Raw genomic sequence first — 19,637 nt, forward strand, 5'->3', positions numbered from 1 at the left:
GCTAAGCACCCTTAGTAAAGGATGTCGAGGGGTAAGAGGGTGCAACAATTTCGGCGGGTGCTGCTTCACGCTGTCCATTCCCACGTTTGCACCGTGCTGGATCGTTACGCGGCACGGGCAGGATTAGGCTGCCACGTGGGTATATGTTTCGCAGTTAACCGGACTGGCCGAGGCTGACGACGAGGTTGATCGCTACTGCGACCACGAAGGTGGCGAAGAAGTAGGAGAGCAGTGCGTGCCCCAATGCGATCCTGCGGGAGGGGGTGGATGACTCGTTCACGTTGCTGGCGTTGTATGACATGCCGATGGAGAAGGCTGCGTAGGCGAAGTCGCTGTACGACGGGTCCTCGTTTTGATTGAAGCTGAAGCGATGGTGGTCGTCGTGGTAATACATCCGAGCGTACTTGAAGGCGTAGACAGTGTTGACGAGCGACCACGCGAGCACGACGCCGAGAGCAGCAAGGATCGCTGCCGCCACGCCGATGGGATCCTTCTGTTGGCTGCGGATCAGTGCAAAGACAACCGCAACGAGACTGGCAAATGTCGCACCTGTGATGAGGGAGTCGACGAGCCGTCGAGACTTGCCTTCCTGGCGGGCGAGTTCGCCCGTGGCTTCCGGACCAGCAGGCCACGCCTTGGTCCACGCCCAGGCCAGGAAGACGCAGCCGGCGACAGACCACCCGATCAAGGGCGCGAGTTCCGGAGCGCCAAGCAACGCCGGAACAAGCGCCACAACGAGACCAACGATGGCTGAGATCAGAGCCTTGCGATCTATATGTGACATTGAGACTTACCCTCCAGTTCGATGGCCGTGAAGGGGTCCGACGGTCCGCCGCTTGGGTCAGAGCGGATCTCAACATCACGGAATATCTCTGGACCTACGGATTTCTTTGCGTTCACAAGGAACCGGGGGTTCATTGTGCCCCATCGTACGCGGACATGCGCGGGTCCTTCAGGGTTGATTTCAGCGGACGATGACCAGAAGTGATCCGGCGCGGAATAGCACGTTGAGCATGGGCTGCAGCCAGATGCCGGAACTCATGGCTTTCACCGGGTCGTAGCGTCACCACTGCACCCGGGAATAAATACCATTCCCCAACGTTGAGTCATGTACACTCAACTTTCCAACGGAGGTTTCATGGCTTCATCATTCGGACCGGCGGAGTTCAGTAACGGCTCCTTCGACGAATTCCTTGCCCGTTATTTGCAGGGCCAACGCGGGGCCCGGAACGGGCAACCTATGGACATCACCCGGCTCCTGAGCCGGCGCACCCACGAGGTGCTTGCACGCGCCGCGGAATTCGCCGCGAACTACGGTCATGTCCACGTGGATGCGCTGCACATCCTGCGTGTCATCGTCGAGCGGGAACCGGCCGCCGACTATATCCGCCACGCGGGCTCGGCGCCCGGTGCCATCGCCACAGCCGCCGAGGAACGTCTTCCGGAGAAGGCAACTGCCAGGGCGGAAACGGCATTGGCCCTGACGCCGTCGGCACAGCGCGCCCTGCTGGACGCCTACCAGGTTGCCAGGGCATTCGGCTCAACGTACATCGATCCTGACCACGTGTTCTTCGCCCTCGTCGTCAACCAGGAGGCTCCGGCCGGTCAGGTGCTTGCAGCGGCCGGAGTGACACCGGAGTCCCTGCAGTCCGGCCCACGGGGGCAGTCCGCGGTGCCGGCGTCCGCACCGGCTGGTGCAGGGCCCGCACGGTCGCAGGCAGCCGCCGATGCATCTGACACCCCTGTCCTGGATACCTACGGCATCGACCTCACGCAGCGCGCGGGCGAAGGCGGCCTGGACCCCGTAATCGGCCGAAGTGCCGAGATCGAGCAGACCATCGAGATCCTCGCCCGGCGCACCAAGAACAATCCGGTCCTGGTCGGGGAAGCAGGCGTGGGCAAAACCGCGGTTGTCGAAGGGCTGGCCCAGGCGATCGTCGCCGGCACCGTGCCCGAACAGCTGCGCGGCAAGCGTGTGGTTGCCCTGGATCTGCCGGCCATGTTGGCCGGGACGCGATACCGCGGTGACTTCGAGGAGCGCCTGACCAAGGCGATGGACGAGGTGGCTTCACGTACCGGGGAAATTATCCTGTTCATCGACGAACTCCATACCGTGGTTGGAGCCGGCGGCGCGGGGGAAGGCGGCATGGACGCAGGAAACATCCTCAAGCCGCGCCTGGCCCGTGGGGAACTTCATCTCGTCGGCGCCACCACCCTGAACGAATACCGTCAGTTGGAGAAGGATTCGGCACTGGAACGCCGCTTCCAGCCCGTACACGTCGGCGAGCCCAGCGTCGAGGACGCAGTGCAGATCCTCGACGGCCTGCGTGGACGCTACGAGGAACACCACGGCGTCCGCTACACGGACGAGGCGATCCGTGCCGCCGTCGAACTCTCCGCACGCTACGTGACCGACCGTTTCCTGCCTGACAAGGCCATCGACCTCATCGACCAGGCAGGTGCGCGGCTGAGCCTCAAACGCGGCTCGCGGCCCGACATGGATGTTCTGCGCGAGAAGCTCGTCGCTTTGGAAAAGTCCAAGAACGACGCGGCCGCCGCAGAACGCTATGAAGAGGCCTCGAGACTGCGGGATGAGATCGAAGAGGTGAACCGGAAGCTCTCCGCGACCAGCTCCAGCGCATGGGAGTCCGACGGCGTCCAGAACATCGTCAATGAAGCGGAAATTGCAGGAATCATCTCCCGGTCCACCGGGATCCCGGCCAGCAGGCTCACCCAAGACGACCGGGAACGCCTGGCCAGGCTCGAGGATGACCTGCATCAGCGGATCGTCGGGCAGGACGACGCCGTGACTTTGATCGCGAAGGCGGTCCGCCGTAGCCGCACCGGCATGGGGGATGCGGGCAGGCCCATCGGCAGCTTCCTGTTCCTCGGCCCGACGGGTGTGGGCAAAACAGAACTCGCCAAGGCGCTGGCCGGGTCTTTGTTTGGAAATGAGAATGCTATGGTGCGCTTCGACATGAGTGAGTTCGGCGAGCGGCACACCGTAAGCCGGCTGGTCGGAGCCCCTCCGGGCTATGTCGGTTATGGCGAGGCCGGGCAGCTGACCGAACGCGTCCGTCGTAACCCGTACTCCGTTGTGCTGCTTGATGAAGTGGAGAAGGCCCACCCGGACGTGTTCAACCTGCTCCTCCAAGTGCTCGACGACGGGCGGCTGACCGACGGACAGGGCCGCGTAGTCGACTTCCGCAACACCGTGATCATCATGACCTCCAATCTCGGCTCGGAGTTCCTGGCCAGCAAGGGCGGCGCCATGGGCTTTGTATCCAAGGCCGACGAGGCCAACGGCTACGGCTCGGAGAAGGCGCTGCGGGACCGGGTGCTGGGCCGGCTGCGGGAGACTATGCGGCCGGAGTTCCTCAACCGCATCGACGAGATCGTCCTGTTCCGCAAGCTGGACCAGGCGCAGCTGCGCCGGATCGTCCGGCTGATGATGAACCAGACGGAAACCCGCCTGCAGTCCCAGGGCATCGCCCTGAAGGTCAGCGAAGCGGCCGTCGACTGGATCGCCGAACATGGCTACGAGCCCGAATACGGAGCCCGGCCCATGCGCCGCGTGATACAGCGTGAGCTGGACGACCGGATTGCGGATCTCTTTGTGGCGTCGGACCTCCAGTCCGGCGACCTGGTGGCCGTCTCGGTCGACGGGCAGTCGCTCGTCGTCGAGGCAGGCCGTGAGGCGATGCCATTGGCGGCGTAAGCCGTCGCCGGCAGCGGCAGCTCCGGACCCAGGCCGGGTACACAGTGACATCCTGTGTACCCGGCTTTTTGCTGGCCCGTTCCGGTTCGCTACGCACCGCGTCCCTTACATAGTTTGTACGGGCACGGCAGTGACTCTCCGGCCCCAGCGCGGAATGAACGGCCTCGAGGGCGCGCAGCCTTCGCGCACGTGGAAGATGTGGCCACCCATCTCCATGATGCGACCCACCGTGAGGCCTGTAACAAAAGCACCTGCCCACCAGACGCCGTGCCTCGGCACTGCCGCCTGCATCCAGTGCGTTGGCAAAAGGAATCGTCCCTTGTGGTGGCCGACAATCACTGGGAGACTGGGCAGTGCGTCGCGCCGCTCCCTCGACAGGTTGAGGAGGTGCCACGAGGCCAAGCTCGGTCCGCACCATCCCACCCGCAGTACCGCTCCAAGGAGGCCCGCCATGAAAACTGTCGTGCAGTACGGAATCCGCCAAATCGGGCCGGGTGAGGGGGCATGATTGAGGTTGCGTTGTCGGTGATTTTGAAGGCCAAGCCCGGCAAGGAGAAGGACGTCGCGGATTTCCTCCGCAGCGCACGCGCGGTCGTCGAACAGGAGCAGGGCACGCGCGCCTGGTTCGCCCTCCAGTTCGACGAATCGACTTTCGGGGTCTTCGACGTGTTTCCGGACGACGAGGCCCGCCGGACCCATCTGGCAGGAGGTGTCGGGCAAGCACTTGCTGCTCAGGGAGCAGAGCTGTTCAGCGCGGAACCGAACATACAGAACGTCGACGTGCTCGCGTACAAGCTGCCCGGCGAAGACGGATAAAGGCCTCCCCGCCATCACAGCATCACCATGCTGATTCCGCACATCTGTAGCCCGTGGCTCTGGAGCGATATTCGGTAACTGCTTTCAACAGGGGTCGCCCGGCAGCAAAAGCGCCGGGCAGGAGGGCCAACTGATGCCCAGGCCTAGGAGCAAAGGGTGACACGTTCAGACACCAGCCGTGCCGAGGCGTTCAGCGACGCCGTTATCGCGATCGTCATCACGCTCCTGGTACTTGAACTCCAGCCGCCAGAGACCGAGCCCGGGGGGTTGCTGGCGGGATTGCTGGGTCAATGGCCGACATACCTGGCGTACGCGGCCTCCTACATCTACCTCGCCGTAATTTGGCTCAACCACAAATCCGCCTTCACCCGAATCCGGGAGATGGACATCGGCCTGCACTGGGCCAACCTGGGAATCCTCGCGACGCTCGCGCTTCTACCTTGGCCCACAGCGGTGATCATCGATACAGCCAAGACGGGAAACCTGACCGACGAACGGGTCGCCGTCGCGCTGTATGCGATCATCGGGGCACTGCTGTGCCTGTCATGGTGGGTGTTCTTCTCGCACCTGGCACGGCATCCCGAGCTCACCGAGGAGGAGGTGGAGGATTACTACTTCGCACGCGAGCGGCCGCGTGCTGTAGCCGGCGTCGTAATGTACCTCGCGGCGGGAACGGTAGGTGTCGTGGTCCATCCGCTGGTGGCATCGGTGATTTTCGTGATCCTGCCCGTTTTTTACGGCCTCACCAGCCACGGGTTCGAGCACCGGCCCACCTTCCTCCGAGGTCTGTAGACCAAAAGACAGGCATGAGCCGCCCAGGGTGCTAAATCACGTCTGAATACACCCAGCGGAAATGCTCTTAAAGGCGACCGGAGCGGCTCCCCAGCCCGCATGAGGGCCGGGCCGGCTATTCGCTTTCGTCGGCAGACTGGCGACGATGACGCTCCCGTTGGCCATACGCCGCCCGTAGGATGTCATCCTTTGACTCGAATCCCGAGCCCAGCGCACCACCGATGAGCGCCGCCGAGGTCGTCATCCAAGCGACTTCCGCGAAGTCCCAAACGGACACTGGGTGTTGCAGGGTCTGCGCCAACAGGCCGTCGTCAATGGTGAAGGCCGCGGCCAGCAGCACGGCGACGAATAGCAGGACATAACTGATAACGACGCCGATCGTCAACGACCACACCGTAGAGGTGTTGTAGAGGGAAGCCTTGTATCTCTCGAGGAGACCGTCTCGACGCGCGCTTTCCCATAGATCGTGCTGGGTGATGATCCAGAACACCATCGTACTGATCGAAAGGACCGTCAGTAGCGTCAATCTCGGCGCCCCCAGCAGGTCCGCGAGTTGCCAGATGGTGTCCGTGACAAGTGCAAAGGCGCCTGTGGCGATCGCTGCGGCCATTGCGCTCCTCAATCCGAAGACCAGCCGCCAGGGACGGTTCGCCCGCAGCATGCCTGCCAGCAACCGTCCCCGCCCTAGACGGGTTGCTGACAGGTAGCGGAACCCAATCGGCCCCTCGTCAAGAACCGCGGTCTCAACGCGCCGCGATTGGTGCAGCGAGGGTGGACCGAACTCCCCGGCGTCATCCTCGGGATCGAAGTGGCGATGCATCGCCCAGCCGAGGTCGGTGACGGCAGCGCGGACCCGGCGGTCGATGTTGACGGCGCCGAGCGCGGGCAAAGAAACCAGGGAGATCGGCTCCCCAAGCGCAACTTCCGCGACCACAGTCCGGCCGTCAAGACGAATCGGAAGATCGGTCAGGCAGACCATGACATCCCATGAACGGCGGACCCGGTGTTTCACCAAAGAGTCCAACATCGGCGTCAACCCATTGCCAGCCGTGAAGTCCCGGTACTCGATCACAACGGACCAGTTGTGGCGTTCGTCGGCAAGGTTGAGCAGATGGCCCACTTCGCGGCCGTTACGCTCGGCAAACTCGGCGGTGACCTCCGGCTCTGCGAGCACCCCCAACTTGCGGTCACCGGAAGGGGACGCGTCACCTGGACTTTCTGGCACCCCGGCCTCCTACGGTTCAATGTGTCTATGGTCTTCGACCGGCAAAAATGAATGCGGCCGTCGTGAACTATGCGGCCGGTCAAGGCCGGGCCGCGCTGTCCTTCACAGACGCGCCCCGGACGGTCCATCCCGGAGGAGGCGCAGGTGCTCGTGGATCATTGCCACTGCTGTTGAGCCTTCACCGGCGGCCGCCGTTACGCGTTTCACCGATCCATGCCGGACATCGCCGGCCACGAACATGCCAGGCACGCTGGTTTCCAGGGGCAGCCGCCTGCGGCCCAGATGGCTGAACCCGGCAGGAAGGTCTTCGAGGTCAGCCCCGGTGAGAACAAAGCCGTGGTCATCCAGGACCAGGGTATCCTGCAGCCATTCTGTCTGCGGCTTGGCTCCAATGAAAATGAAGAGGTATCGCGAGGGGAAACTCCGTTGTTCGCCCGTGGCATTCAGATCTACGACGATACGTTCGAGGGTGTCTGAACCAACCAGGCCCACGATGTTCGCCCCCAGCAGTACCTCTACGCCGGGGTGGTCCTCGATTCGATCCGCGAGGTACCCTGACATGTCCGCCCGGAGGTCTTCCCCGCGCACCACCAGCCGCACCTGTGTTCCCATACCAGACAGGAAAAGGGCGGCCTGGCCGGCGGAGTTCCCGCCACCGACGACGGCCACGGGCTGGGTTCCACAGAGCCTGGCCTCATGGACAGTGGCGGCGTAGAAGACGCTGATTCCCTCGTATTCCTCCAGCCGGGGGACTGGCAGGCGGCGGTAGTGAACCCCGGTGGCGAGGAGCGCGGCACGTGATGAAGCAGGACCGCTCTCGTCGAACTCGGCACGAAATTCACCGTCCCGCAATGTGATGGAGTGTGCCTGGCAGCCGACGTTGACCTGGACTTTGAACTTTCGGGCCTGCATGATCGCCCTTTCAGTGAGTTCCCCACCCGAGATTCCGGAGGGAAAGCCGAGAAAGTTCTCAATCCGTGGTGACGTGCCGGCTTGCCCACCCATCGCATGCCCTTCCTTGAGGACCACCGACAAGCCGTCGGACGCCGCGTACACGGCGGCCGCCAGACCGGCCGGACCGGCCCCGATCACCATAAGGTCGTACGAGGCAGAATGCTCTTTCACCGCCCGCAGGCCAAGGGCAAGCGCCAGTTCCGCGTTGGACGGGTTCTTTAGGACATGCGAAGCGTTCAGCACCACCGCCGGCAGGTCACTGGCGAGGATCCCAACCCGGTCCAGGAGCGCCTGTGCCTGCTCGTCATCCTCCAGATCGACCAGGCGGTGGGGCAGACGGTTGGCTGCTGCAAAATCCAGCAGCCGAAGGGTGTCCCGGCTGAAACGGGACCCGACGATGCGGATGCCCGCGCCTGCGCTGATCAGGAGGATCCGGCGCTGAAGGTATGCCCGCAGGATGGTCTCACCCACCGTGGCGTCCGTTAAAACCATGCGGCGAAGATCGTCCCCGCTGATGTGGAGCACTTCTCCCGCCTCGGCTACCACTGCGCTGACAAAGGCCGGCTGCCCCTCGACCAGGCCCAGCTCCCCGAGGAAACGTCCGGGACCGTGAACTTCGAGGATCCGCGTCCCGCGGCCCGGCCCAGCAGGCTGTCCTTCACCGTCGGCGTGCAGCCCCTCCACGACCAGCACCTTACCCTGCAGAATCACGAAGAAGTCAGCGTCGATGTTTCCCTCGTGTATGAGGACTTCCCCGGCGGAGGTATCCCGTCTGGTGCCGGCACGGCTAAGCAATTCGATCTGGGCCTGGCTGAGCCGTGGATAGGCGCCGGAGATATCCGGTGTTTCGATCAGAGTCGAGTCCGTGACAGGTTCCATCAGTCGGCTCCACCTTTCCGCGTCCTAGACAAATGCCTCATGGGGATAGCACCAGCGCCAGTCTTCGCCGGCCTCCAGGGAACGAACGATTGGATGCAATTCAGTGGCGTGAGCCCGGGCGTGCCGCATGGGTGAGGAATCACAACACCCCACGTGGCCGCAGGTCAGACACAAACGCAGGTGCACCCAGGGAGTGCCTAAAGCCAGGCATTCCTCGCAGCCCTGCGGTGTGCGCACGCGAACCGGACGGATCTGTCCGAGATGCGGATCACGAATTCCAGGAATCATATTGGCTCCTACCTCGCTCCGGCCGTGAAATCGGCCTCCGGAAAAGCCCGCACTGAGTGTGCCGTCGGCATTGTGCGGCGGAATTGAAAACACCGGACCAGCGCGGGCAGCCGGGCACCGGGCAATTTACCCGGCTCATTGGTTTGCCAGTGAAGTGATGTGTTGGGCAGACCCGCGCGGGGCAGGTAACCCAACGGCGGGACGCTTGTGCCGTCGTCGTTGTTCCGGAATGTAATCCGCTGGCGTAAGCGCCCAAGTAGTGAAACTGGACGTGAGAATTCTTCTAGCCCGCAGCGAGCTTTCCAATGGGGTTTTCACCCCTCCTCCGCAGGTCAATTCCGGTGGCAATCAGAAGTATTCCGAACAGAATCGCGAAGGAAGCGAGCAGCCCCAGGAGACCAAGTATGCCTGGGCCGGGAAGAATGACCAGGAAGAGGCCGAAGAGAGTGGTGACGATGCCTGTGATCAGCCAGAGCCACCATTGTTCGTCGGTCTTTTTTACTTCGAAGGCCTGTGCTATCTGGGAGACACCGAGAATGACGGCCCACGCGCCGATGACGAGCGCCAGCGAAAGGGCGGTGATGCCCGGCCAGAAGAAGGCGGCGAGACCCGCGAGCACGGAAATGACCCCGCCCACTATTTGCCAAGCGGACCGGCGCCCCTTGTGCCTGACGTAGTGCACGATGTTCGTGATGCCGTCAATGAATGCGTATATTCCGAAGAGGATCACCAGTGCGAGTATGGAGACGCCGGGCCAGACGACAACCAAAATGCCGAACAGGACGGCTGCGATGCCCCTGATAATCAACGTGTTTCCTGATCCCTTATGCAATTCTTTCGTGAATGCGTCAGACATGGCCAGACCTCTGTTCCTGGAAATGGGTTATTCGTGACTTTGATCGTCGGGCTGTACGAACAGCCCTATTCCTTTCCTGTGCTCCCCAAAGTGGCTTTCACGGTCTTTGTGTCTTTCCCGCGCTGGAACTCGACATCGGACTGCTGTCCCGGGTCTTTTTTGCGTAGGGCGGCCAGAAGATCGGTCACACTGTCGATCTTCTGCCCGTCGAACTGGGTGATGATGTCTCCTGGCTGCAGCCCCGCTTTGGCCGCCGGTCCTCCCTGGACAACTTCGATGACCAGCGCGCCAGACGTTCTGGGAAGGCCAAAGCGGCTTGCGACCTCAGGAGAGATGTCGGTGGGAACAATCCCAAGGACAGCGTGCGAGGCCACACCGCTCTTCAGTATCTGGTCCGCCACGTCGATCACGGTCGCCGCGGGAGTGACGAACCCGATCGACACGGCCCCCGAGCTGGGTGGCAAATAGGCTTCCGAGAGCCCGATGATCTCGGAATTGCTGTTGACCACTGCTCCACCCGAATTGCCCGGGGAGATGGGCGCGTCCGTCTGGATGAGGTCGATAAGCCCCTGCGGCGATCCCTCTGACGGTGGCATATTGCGGTGAAGTGCGGAAACGATGCCCGCCGTGACGGTCTGCTCCAGCCCCAGCGGACTGCCAATAACAACTGCCAGTTGCCCAACTTCGGGTAGTGCCGTCGAGAACTTGGCGGCCGGAAGGTTGCCACGGTCGGCTTTCACCACTGCCACATCGGTTGGGTCGTCAACACCGACGACGGTGGCCGCCGCCTGAGATCCGTCCGCGAAGTGGATGCTGATGCTCTTGAACGGCGCCTTTTGCTGGTCCTCCACCACGTGGGCGTCCGTGACGATGGTGCCGTCGCTGCGGTAGACCACTCCGCTGCCGATGCCGCCTGATGTCTGGATCGTGACCACAGAGGGCTCAACTTCTCTGACGATCGCGGGAACGGCTGAAAGATCCCCTCCGCCGCTGGAATCTCCACTGCTGGGGGATTGCGACGTTGGAGCGGCTGGTGAGCCGGTGCACGCTGCCCCGACTATGAGTAATCCGGCGCCGAGAGTGGCGGGCCACGTCCTCCTGCGTAGTGGCGACGGGAGCGGGGCATCGCCCTCGACGGTCGTTGGTCTGCTCATACTCATTTTGGATTCCAGTTGCCTTCTGCGGGTGTCGGTGGCGACATGTACCAGTCCGAGTTTCCTCCGCCGTCACCGCGCCCGCATGGCCCCGGGACGCCTAAAAACCGTCCGGTTTTGGGTCCCCCAGGTCAATCCGAGGCAGCTGCGTGCTTCCGTGCCGCGTTTGGTCTGAACCGTGCGATGCTTCCGGGCGTCCGTGGGGACGTAGGCGCCAGGCGCGGGTGGCGACGTGCAGATTGAGGCGGGTTTCGGGGTCGGCAAGGTCAAAACCGGTGATCTGCCGGATGGACTTGAGCCGGTACCTGAGCGTGCTCCGGTGAATCGCGAGGCTGTCGGCTGTGTCGTCGTAGTTGCCGCCATGATCCAGGTATTGCGCCAGGGTGCGTACCAGGTCGGATCCCCGGCGGGCATCGTTGTACTGCAGCGCACCCAGCCACTCCGCGACGTAGCCGGAGAGGTCTATTTCGCTGCCGGGCATGTCAAGGATGCGGTAGATCCCCAGCTGGTCGTAGCGCGTGAGCCCGTACTGGTCGATGGAGTGGACCCGGATGTGCAGCGCACGCATGGCCTCGGCGTAGGAGCGGGGGAGCTGGCTGACATCGCGGCTCGGACCTCCGATGCCCATGGCCCCGGTGGCGCTGCGCAGAGTCCTCGCCGCAACGTTAAAGAGCTCGGTATTGCGCGGATCACCGGAGACCACGGCCAGTGCTACGTCCGAACGCCGTGAAACGAGCGCAGGGGTTTGGAGTTCGCGCAGCGCCCTGCGCAGGGCGATCACGATCGAGTCGTCCGTCCTTGGCGGTTGCCACTGGGCGACGACCACGTGATGCGGGCCCGCGATGTCGTATCCCAACGCCCCGGCACGCGCGGCCGCGGCTTCTTCATCCATGCCTGACACCAGTTCATACACCAGGTCGCGCCCCAGTTTCAGTTCCAGCTGGGCAATGCTGCGCCGGTGCGCCAACTCCACCTGCAACAGCCGCGTTCCATACTCCAAGGCGAAGACGTCCTCGGCCGTGTACGGCCTGCCGTTCTCCAGCAAGCACATTGCCCCCAGCACATCCCTGTCCAGCAAAACCAGCGCCACGAGTCCCTGGGGTTCCTGGACCGGCAATCCGAAGGCGAGCCAGAGTTGCGCCGTCCGCGACCTGTCAGCCGCGCTGGGCCGAGGGTAGGGGCGGCCGGATTTGGTACCGGCCGCGGCGCGGATATTGCCGAATCCGTCCTCAGTGCAGACCGGACGTCCCGTCAGCACGGACAGCACTTCCGCCAGAAGGGACTCCCGGGAACTCATTTGTCCCAGGGGGGCTGTGAGAGTGCCATTCAGGGCATTTTGGATCGATGTTCGGTTTTCGAGCCGCAGCACCGCTGCAGACAGGATTCGCAAGCGATCGTCAACACCGGGCGGATTGGGGAGCGGGCCAAGGCGCTCCTGCTGATTTGCTCCCCGGGCTTCCTCGACTGCGCCAGGGGCGGATGTTCCGGCCATTGCGTGCAGCTCGATCATCTGCGCCGGACTCGGAACCGTATGGGCATGCAGGACCAGGCACCCGTTCAGTTCTCCACTGTCGCCAAAGGTCGAGAGCGCGTACCGCCAGCCCGGACTTGTGGGAGGAAGTTCGGCATCCGGGTGTTCGAGCGGGCGGATGTCGTGGTCCTGGGCGGTCGGCGCCGGATTCGGGCCAGGAAGCAGGTGACCATCCACCACAAGATAGGAAGCTGCTACATGGCAGAATCCCAGTGCCGAAACAGAGTGTATGGCCTTGCCGAGGATCTCGTCGGCCGCTAATCGATCGGACATTCAGTTGACCTGCAGTCTCTGTGCGCAGCTAAGGACTCGTGGCGAGATGCGTGTAGCGAGATGTGTGGAGGCGGATCCAGAATCATCCCTCGGTTTCGAGCCTACGCCTGCGGACCCTATCCTGCTAGGTCAGTTCCCCTGAGGATATTTGGACCTTCGAGGGTCATGCCGTCCTTCCCTTCCGCGGGCAGACTCAACCCTGTAAGGCCCCATGACAAAGCCCTTCGAGCCTCGCGGCCAGGCAAGGACAGGGGCGTGGAATCATGCGGTGGAATCTCGGGCGGCGTCGTAACGGGGTCGCGCCCACTAGGACCGGAGCGAGTCATGGCCAAAGCAGTAGGAATTGATCTTGGAACAACCAACTCAGTGATCGCCGTCTGGGAAGGCGGGGAAGCCCGCGTCATACCCAATGCAGAAGGAGCCCGGACCACGCCCTCCGTTGTGGCGTATACGGACAGCGGGGAACGGCTGGTGGGGCAGCTGGCTCGCCGGCAGGCGATTCTCAACCCCAAAGGAACCATTACCTCGGCCAAGCGGTTTATCGGCCGACGCTCTGACGAGATCACGGATGAAGCCAAGGCCGTGAGCTTCGACGTCGTGGCGGATGACAACGGACTGGCGCGTTTCCAGGTTCAGGGCAAGAAAATAGCACCCGAAGAGGTGAGCGCGCTTGTTCTCCGCAAACTGGTGGACGATGCCGCTAAGCAGCTGGGCGAAAAAGTGACGGAGGCCGTCATCACGGTCCCTGCTTACTTCAACGACGCACAGCGCACCGCCACCAAGGACGCGGGCAGGATTGCCGGGCTCGAAGTCCTGCGTATCATCAACGAACCGACTGCAGCGGCCCTGGCCTACGGAATCGACAAACGTCAGCATGAGACGGTTTTGGTTTTCGACCTTGGCGGCGGAACTTTTGACGTAAGCCTGCTGGACGTGGGGGACGGAGTTGTGGAGGTTCGCTCCACGGCAGGTGACACGCACCTTGGCGGAGACGATTTTGACCGCCGCCTTGTTGATTACCTGGCCGACGAATTCCAGAAGCAGGAGGGCATCGACCTGCGCTCGGACCCGCAGGCGTTGCAACGCCTGTTCGAGGCGGCCGAGAAAGCGAAGGTAGAGCTGAGTTCGGTGACCCAGGCCCAGGTCAACCTTCCCTTCGTCACTGCGGACGCCACGGGTCCAAAGCATTTAACGACCACCGTTCGGCGTTCCGTTTTTGAAGATATCACCCACGACCTGGTGGAACGCACCATGGGCCCGGTCAAGCAGGCGATGGCGGACGCCAAGGTTACAGCTAACGACATCGACGAAGTAATTCTGGTCGGTGGCTCCACCCGCATTCCCGCCATACAGGACCTTGTCCGGCGTTTGACCGGCGGCAAAGATCCCAACATGAGTGTCAATCCGGACGAGGTCGTAGCTATCGGTGCGGCGATCCAGGCCGGCGTGCTTAAGGGCGAGGTCTCGGACGTCCTGCTCCTGGACGTTGTGCCGCTTTCCCTGGGCGTCGAGACACGAGGCGGCGTAATGACAAAGATCATTGAGCGCAATACGACCATCCCCGCAAGGCGCAGCGAGGTTTTCTCCACAGCTGACGATAATCAGCCCGCCGTGGACGTGGTGGTCTTGCAGGGGGAGCGGGAACTGGCGGCGGATAACCGGGTGCTGGGCCGGTTCCAGCTGACCGATATCCGGCCGGCGCCCCGGGGAGAACCGCAGATCGAGGTCACGTTCGACGTCGATGCCAACGGCATTCTGAACGTCACCGCCCGTGACAAGGACACGGGCAAGGAACAGGGCATCACTATCAGCGAAGGCTCCAACCTTGACGCCAAGGAAGTGGAGCGCATGATTGCCGAGGCCGATTCCCACCGAAGCGAAGACCTACAGAACCGGGAGCGGATCGACACTCTCAACGAACTCGACGCGGTCGCCTACCGCGTTGAGCGGGCCGTGAACGAGCTTGGCGACGCAGTCCCGGCACACGACAAGGCCCGGGCGGAGCTGCTGGTAGGCCAGGCGCGCGACGCCGTCAGCAACCAGGCGGATGTTGGCACCGCGAGGGAGCTGATTTCCGAGCTTCAGCAGCTACAGTCGGCGCTAAGTGCCTCGGCTGCCTCGGCGGCATCCTCGGCTAGTGCAGGGGCAGGCCAGGGATCCTCGCCTCAGCCCGGCGCCTCCACCGATGCGGAGGACGATGACATCGTCGATGCAGAATTCGACCGTGGCTAGGAACGGCCATGAGCGACCAGGCGGGGCAGGCTGGACAGGCCCATCCAGGAGGTGGCGAGGCCGAAGCCGCCGCACGCAATGAGAGGGAAGCCGAGGCGACCGCCCACGCCAATGCGCTGGCCAAAATGGAAGACCTGTGGCGCCGCGCGCTGGCCGACGCGGACAACCTTCGAAAGCGCGCCGTCCGGGACGGGGCACAGCTAAGGGCGCAGGAACGTGCAGCGGTCTCGTTAGAGTGGCTGCCCGTCCTGGACAATCTCGAACTGGCCTTGGCTCACGCCCCGTCTGAGGGGGATCCCCTCGCTGACGGCGTAGCCTCCATTCGATCCCAAGCCATAGATACCCTGGCCCGCCTGGGCTACCCGCGGATCGACGCCGAAAACGTCCCTTTCGATCCACGGATTCACGAGGTAGTCAGTGTCTCGGAAACGGACGAGGCTCCCCCCGGGACTGTGCTGACCGTACTGCGTCCGGGCTACGGTGGTCCGGACACCACCCTCAGGCCAGCCGCCGTCGTTGTTAGCCGGGCGGTGAACCCTGACCATGGCTAAGGACCCGTATTCCGTTCTCGGTCTCTCCCGCACGGCGGACGCCAAGGAAATCCAGCGCGCCTACCGCAAGCTGGCGCGAAAATACCATCCGGACGTCAATCGTGAGCCGGACGCGGCGGACCGGTTCAAGGAAATCGGCGAGGCGTACAGCACGCTTTCGGATCCCGAAACGAAGGCGCGGTACGACCGCTTCGGTGCGGATTACAAACAATACAGTGGTGCCGGTCCGGCCCGAGGCGCCCCGCGCTGGGGGGCCGGCGGCCCTAGGCCGGGCCCGAGGCCGGGACGCAGCGGGTACGGCAACGTCAACGTCGATATGGGTGGCGACGTCGATTGGGAGGACCTGCTCGGCGACTGGATCAGGCAGCAGGCAACCGGCCCTGCGCACGGGGCGGACCACGAAGCCGAGCTTCGGCTGACCCTCGAAGAGGCGATTCGTGGCGGACGGCGCACGGTCCGCCTGGCCCAGCCGGACGGCGAAACGCGGAATTATGACGTGGACGTACCTCCCGGCGTGCTGGACGGCCAGCGCATCCGCCTCGCAGGGGAGGGCGCCGCAGGCCGTGAAGGGGGTCCGCCGGGGGATCTCTTCCTGACTGTACGCATCCAACCGGACCCCAGGTACCGGCTCAAGGGCCGGGACATTCACTTCGACCTTCCCGTCACCCCGTCGGAAGCCGCCCTGGGGGCCAAGATCAAAGTCAACGCTCCTGCCGGACCGGTCACCATCACCGTTCCCGAGGGATCTTCCAGCGGGCGCAGGCTCCGGCTTCGAGGCCAGGGCATGCCCGACCCGAGGGGCCAGCCGGGGAACCTCTACGCGGAAATCCGGATCATGGTGCCCCCGCGGCTGAGCAGCAAGGTGCGGCAACTGTACGAGCAGCTTGACGCCGTCTCCGACTTTCACCCGAGGGAGGGGCTTCAATGAGCCGAACATATCCGCTCGCTTATCCGTGGCGCCTGAATCTAGAGGCGGTGGCACGCATCAGCGGCGTCCACCCCGACGTCGTCATGCGATTCGTAGACCTGGATCTGATCCGGCCCTTGGGCAATGCCCCGGACGGACCTTGGTTCAGCCCTCGGGCCCCAGACCTCATAGCCCGTGTCATGAGACTTCATTCGGAGCTGTCGCTGAACTACGCGGCAATCCCGCTGGTTCTCGATCTGTTGGTGCGGGTCGACTCGCTTGAACGGCGACTGGTTGAAATTACGCAGGTGGAAGGGACAGCTTCACGATGAACATGGAGAGTTTGACGCAAAAGTCGCAGGAGGCCTTGGCCGAGGCTCAACGGATTGCCCAACGCAACGGGCACACTGAAACCGACGGCGAACACCTTCTGCTGGCCCTGCTGGAGCAGGAGGGAGGCCTCGTTCCCCGGCTGCTCGTGGGCATGCAGGTGGACGTGGACGAGCTGAAGAGCGCGGTGGAAGTGGAGCTGCGGCGCAAGCCGAAGGTTACCGGCCCGGGGGCGGCCCCGGGCCAGGTGTATGTGAGCCCTAGGCTGGGCGCACTCCTGGATGCCGCCGAACGTGAAGCCAAACGGCTTAAGGACGAGTACGTTTCGGTGGAACACCTGCTGGTCGCGCTGGCGGAGGAAGGCCGGTCAACCCCGGCCGGCAGGGTGCTGGCCGAGCACGGCATCACCCGTGAGGCGTTCCTCTCGGTCCTGACCCAGGTACGCGGAAACCAGCGCGTCACCTCGGCAACACCGGAGCAGACTTACGAGGCGCTGGAGAAATACGGCCGCGATCTGGTGGCGGACGCCCGCACAGGAAAACTGGATCCGGTCATCGGCCGCGACGCCGAGATCCGGCGGGTCGTGCAGATCCTATCGCGCAAGACCAAGAACAACCCGGTACTGATCGGGGAGCCAGGCGTCGGTAAGACAGCCATTGTGGAGGGACTGGCCCAACGGATCGTCCGCCAGGATGTGCCGGAAGGGCTGAAGGACAAGACCATCTTCTCGCTTGACCTGAGCGCACTCGTGGCAGGTGCCAAGTACCGCGGCGAATTCGAGGAGCGGCTGAAGGCTGTGCTCGCCGAAGTCTTGGCGGCGGAGGGAAGGATCCTGCTCTTTGTCGACGAGCTGCACACCGTCGTCGGGGCAGGAGCGAGCGAGGGGTCGATGGACGCCGGGAACATGCTCAAGCCAATGCTGGCCCGCGGGGAACTGCACATGATCGGTGCCACCACCCTCGATGAATACCGCAAACACATCGAGTCGGATCCGGCACTGGAACGGCGCTTCCAGCCGGTACTGGTTGAGGAACCCGACGTCGAGGACGCCATTTCCATTCTTCGTGGGCTGCGGGAGCGGCTTGAGGTCTTCCACGGCGTACGGATTCAGGATAGTGCTCTCGTGGCTGCGGCCACCCTTTCCCACCGGTACATCACTGATCGGTTCCTTCCGGACAAGGCCATCGATCTCGTGGATGAGGCGTGCGCCCGGCTGCGGACGGAAATTGATTCGATGCCGGCGGAACTGGATGAGCTAACCCGGAGGGTCACACGGCTTGAGATAGAAGAGGCGGCTCTCTCCAAGGAGACCGATCCGGCAAGCAAGACCCGGCTCGAGGAGTTGAGGCGTGAATTGGCGGACCTGCGCGCGGAGGCCGACGCGAAGCGGGCCCAATGGGAATCCGAGCGCCAGGCGATCCACAAGCTGCAGGAAATCCGCAGTGAACTGGAGCGGGCGCGGCAGGAGGCTGAAGAAGCTGAGCGGAATTACGACCTCAACCGGGCGGCGGAACTGCGTTACGGCAGGATTGCCGACCTCGAGCGGCGGTTGGCCGCTGAGGAGGAGCGGCTGACCGCGAAACAGGGGGAGAAACGCCTGCTGCGCGAGGTGGTGACGGAGGACGAGATCGCCGACATCGTCGCGGCCTGGACAGGCATACCGGTGGCACGGTTGAAGCAGGGCGAACGTGAGAAAGTCCTGCATTTGGACGAGATCCTGCGCGCCCGTGTGATCGGTCAGGAAGAAGCAATCAGTGCGGTTACGGATGCCATCATCCGCGCACGTTCCGGTATACGGGATCCGCGTCGGCCCATCGGCTCGTTCATCTTCCTGGGGCCGACCGGCGTCGGGAAGACCGAACTCGCCAAGGCCCTTGCCGCTGCCCTTTTCGACAGTGAGAACGCGATGATCCGGCTGGACATGAGCGAGTACCAGGAGCGCCACACCGTGAGCCGGCTATTGGGTGCCCCTCCGGGCTATATCGGCTACGACGAGGGTGGCCAACTCACCGAGGCCGTACGCCGCAAGCCGTACTCGGTGGTGCTTTTCGATGAGGTGGAAAAGGCCCACCCGGACATCTTCAACACCCTTTTGCAGGTCCTGGACGACGGCAGGGTTACGGACTCGCAGGGCCGCACCGTTGATTTCCGCAATACCGTGATCATCATGACCTCTAATATCGGTTCCCAATATCTCCTTGAGGGTTCCACTGAGGGCGGAACGGTCACCGAGCAGGCACGGAGCCTGGTGATGGGGGAGCTCCGGGGCCACTTCCGTCCCGAGTTCCTCAACCGCGTGGACGACACCGTCCTGTTCGCACCCCTGGGACTGCCGCAAATCGAGCGCATCGTTGACCTGCAGTTTCACCAGTTGCGGCAGCGGCTCGCCGAGCAGCAAATCGAGCTGCGCCTGACCGAGGAGGCACGCCAACTGATAGCCGAACGCGGCTTCGATCCGATCTACGGGGCGCGACCGCTGCGCCGCTTTATCTCCCGTGTGGTGGAAACGGAGGTGGGCCGGGCCCTCCTGCGCGGCAGTATCGCCGAAGGCGGAGTGGTCACGGTGACCGCGTCCGGAGGGGAACTCGTGGTTGACTACAGCGAGAGGGAGCTGGAGGGGGCTGGAACCCCATGAACAAGGCCATCATCAAATGTCCCCATTGCGGCAAGTCCAACCGCGTGCCGGCCGCCGCCGAGGGCCGGCCACGCTGCGGGAATTGCCACCGGGAGCTCCCCTGGGTAGTTGAAGCCGGCGACGACGACTTCGGCGAAATTGCTGAGCGGTCCGGCATTCCGGTGATGGTGGACTTCTGGGCGGTCTGGTGCGGGCCCTGCCGGATGGTGAGCCCCGTGCTGGACCAGTTGGCGCACGAACGCGCCGGACAAATCAAACTTGTCAAGGTCGATGTGGATCAGTCGCCGCAGCTCTCCGCCAGATTCGCCATACAGGCGGTGCCCACGCTGATGGTCATCGTCGACGGCAAGATCGTCGCAAGGCAGGCCGGGGCAGCTCCCGCCCCTGTCCTGAGGTCCTGGCTGGAAAATGCACTCACGAAGTAACACAAAAACAGCGGACGACGGGGGCGGCTAGTGCACCGGCATAGTCAGTGCACCAATTGGACTGGGGCGAA

General features: G+C 63.5%; 16 protein-coding genes. 9 read left to right on the forward strand and 7 right to left on the reverse strand.

Translation table 11 applies throughout. The features are described from left to right. Positions 1-154: 154 nt before the first annotated feature. Positions 155-784: a DUF1345 domain-containing protein gene (locus LFT44_RS08985; protein WP_236802358.1), complete on the reverse strand. Its 630-nt coding sequence runs from the start codon at positions 782-784 to the stop codon at positions 155-157. Positions 785-1,138: 354 nt separating this feature from the next. Between LFT44_RS08985 and LFT44_RS08990 the strand changes: the two genes are divergently transcribed. From LFT44_RS08990 to LFT44_RS09000, 3 genes are all read left to right on the forward strand, one after another. Beyond that, entirely contained in the window at positions 1,139-3,718 is a 2,580-nt protein-coding gene (locus LFT44_RS08990) for an ATP-dependent Clp protease ATP-binding subunit (RefSeq protein WP_236802359.1), read from the forward strand. A gap of 504 nt (positions 3,719-4,222) precedes the next feature. Next, positions 4,223-4,534: a putative quinol monooxygenase gene (locus LFT44_RS08995; protein WP_236802361.1), complete on the forward strand. Its 312-nt coding sequence runs from the start codon at positions 4,223-4,225 to the stop codon at positions 4,532-4,534. Positions 4,535-4,690: 156 nt separating this feature from the next. Continuing rightward, the gene (locus LFT44_RS09000; protein WP_236802363.1) at positions 4,691-5,326 is read left to right on the forward strand and encodes a TMEM175 family protein; all 636 of its coding nucleotides are present in this window, start codon (positions 4,691-4,693) and stop codon (positions 5,324-5,326) included. Positions 5,327-5,441: 115 nt separating this feature from the next. Here the strand turns inward: LFT44_RS09000 and LFT44_RS09005 are convergent, their stop codons facing one another. The 6 genes from LFT44_RS09005 to LFT44_RS09030 form a co-directional block, all read right to left on the reverse strand. Further along, entirely contained in the window at positions 5,442-6,551 is a 1,110-nt protein-coding gene (locus LFT44_RS09005) for a hypothetical protein (protein WP_236802365.1), read from the reverse strand. Between the two features lie 102 nt (positions 6,552-6,653). Then, a complete protein-coding gene (locus LFT44_RS09010) occupies positions 6,654-8,384 on the reverse strand; it encodes an FAD-dependent oxidoreductase (protein ID WP_236802367.1) in 1,731 nt (576 codons plus the stop codon). A 24-nt stretch (positions 8,385-8,408) separates the two neighbouring features. Further along, complete coding sequence (locus LFT44_RS09015) at positions 8,409-8,672, reverse strand: UBP-type zinc finger domain-containing protein (RefSeq protein WP_236802369.1); 264 nt, start codon at positions 8,670-8,672, stop codon at positions 8,409-8,411. A gap of 283 nt (positions 8,673-8,955) precedes the next feature. After that, positions 8,956-9,528 (reverse strand): HdeD family acid-resistance protein, encoded by a 573-nt coding sequence (locus LFT44_RS09020; RefSeq protein ID WP_236802371.1) that lies wholly within the window; start codon positions 9,526-9,528, stop codon positions 8,956-8,958. Between the two features lie 65 nt (positions 9,529-9,593). Then, on the reverse strand, positions 9,594-10,463 hold the full coding sequence (locus LFT44_RS09025; RefSeq protein WP_236802373.1) for a S1C family serine protease: 870 nt from the start codon (positions 10,461-10,463) through the stop codon (positions 9,594-9,596). A 319-nt stretch (positions 10,464-10,782) separates the two neighbouring features. After that, complete coding sequence (locus tag LFT44_RS09030; protein ID WP_236802375.1) at positions 10,783-12,486, reverse strand: PucR family transcriptional regulator; 1,704 nt, start codon at positions 12,484-12,486, stop codon at positions 10,783-10,785. A 324-nt stretch (positions 12,487-12,810) separates the two neighbouring features. Here LFT44_RS09030 and dnaK point away from each other — a divergent pair, with 324 nt between their 5' ends. The 6 genes from dnaK (at position 12,811) to trxA (ending at position 19,566) form a co-directional block, all read left to right on the forward strand. Further along, on the forward strand, positions 12,811-14,718 hold the full coding sequence (gene dnaK, locus LFT44_RS09035) for a molecular chaperone DnaK (RefSeq protein ID WP_236802377.1): 1,908 nt from the start codon (positions 12,811-12,813) through the stop codon (positions 14,716-14,718). Positions 14,719-14,726: 8 nt separating this feature from the next. Then, entirely contained in the window at positions 14,727-15,269 is a 543-nt protein-coding gene (locus LFT44_RS09040) for a nucleotide exchange factor GrpE (protein ID WP_236802379.1), read from the forward strand. Continuing rightward, on the forward strand, positions 15,262-16,197 hold the full coding sequence (locus LFT44_RS09045; RefSeq protein ID WP_236802381.1) for a DnaJ C-terminal domain-containing protein: 936 nt from the start codon (positions 15,262-15,264) through the stop codon (positions 16,195-16,197). The genes LFT44_RS09040 and LFT44_RS09045 overlap by 8 nt, the downstream gene beginning before the upstream one ends. Before the next feature lie 83 nt (positions 16,198-16,280). Then, positions 16,281-16,508, forward strand: coding sequence for a chaperone modulator CbpM (locus LFT44_RS09050; RefSeq protein WP_236802843.1), 228 nt, complete (start codon positions 16,281-16,283; stop codon positions 16,506-16,508). Then, a complete protein-coding gene (gene clpB, locus LFT44_RS09055) occupies positions 16,505-19,141 on the forward strand; it encodes an ATP-dependent chaperone ClpB (RefSeq protein ID WP_236802383.1) in 2,637 nt (878 codons plus the stop codon). The genes LFT44_RS09050 and clpB overlap by 4 nt, the downstream gene beginning before the upstream one ends. Continuing rightward, a complete protein-coding gene (gene trxA, locus LFT44_RS09060; RefSeq protein WP_236802385.1) occupies positions 19,138-19,566 on the forward strand; it encodes a thioredoxin in 429 nt (142 codons plus the stop codon). The genes clpB and trxA overlap by 4 nt, the downstream gene beginning before the upstream one ends. Positions 19,567-19,637 lie beyond the last annotated feature (71 nt).

Source organism: Arthrobacter sp. FW306-05-C (assembly GCF_021801725.1).
Classification (GTDB): domain Bacteria; phylum Actinomycetota; class Actinomycetes; order Actinomycetales; family Micrococcaceae; genus Arthrobacter.

Coding starts and splice junctions, on each gene's coding strand:
- LFT44_RS09040 (WP_236802379.1), top strand. CDS start 14,727: ATGAGCGACCAGGCGGGGCAGGCTGGACAGGCCCATCCAGGAGGTGGC.
- LFT44_RS08985 (WP_236802358.1), bottom strand. CDS start 784: ATGTCACATATAGATCGCAAGGCTCTGATCTCAGCCATCGTTGGTCTC.
- clpB (WP_236802383.1), top strand. CDS start 16,505: ATGAACATGGAGAGTTTGACGCAAAAGTCGCAGGAGGCCTTGGCCGAG.
- dnaK (WP_236802377.1), top strand. CDS start 12,811: ATGGCCAAAGCAGTAGGAATTGATCTTGGAACAACCAACTCAGTGATC.
- LFT44_RS09050 (WP_236802843.1), top strand. CDS start 16,281: ATGCGATTCGTAGACCTGGATCTGATCCGGCCCTTGGGCAATGCCCCG.
- trxA (WP_236802385.1), top strand. CDS start 19,138: ATGAACAAGGCCATCATCAAATGTCCCCATTGCGGCAAGTCCAACCGC.
- LFT44_RS09030 (WP_236802375.1), bottom strand. CDS start 12,486: ATGTCCGATCGATTAGCGGCCGACGAGATCCTCGGCAAGGCCATACAC.
- LFT44_RS08990 (WP_236802359.1), top strand. CDS start 1,139: ATGGCTTCATCATTCGGACCGGCGGAGTTCAGTAACGGCTCCTTCGAC.
- LFT44_RS09045 (WP_236802381.1), top strand. CDS start 15,262: ATGGCTAAGGACCCGTATTCCGTTCTCGGTCTCTCCCGCACGGCGGAC.
- LFT44_RS09010 (WP_236802367.1), bottom strand. CDS start 8,384: ATGGAACCTGTCACGGACTCGACTCTGATCGAAACACCGGATATCTCC.
- LFT44_RS08995 (WP_236802361.1), top strand. CDS start 4,223: ATGATTGAGGTTGCGTTGTCGGTGATTTTGAAGGCCAAGCCCGGCAAG.
- LFT44_RS09015 (WP_236802369.1), bottom strand. CDS start 8,672: ATGATTCCTGGAATTCGTGATCCGCATCTCGGACAGATCCGTCCGGTT.
- LFT44_RS09020 (WP_236802371.1), bottom strand. CDS start 9,528: ATGTCTGACGCATTCACGAAAGAATTGCATAAGGGATCAGGAAACACG.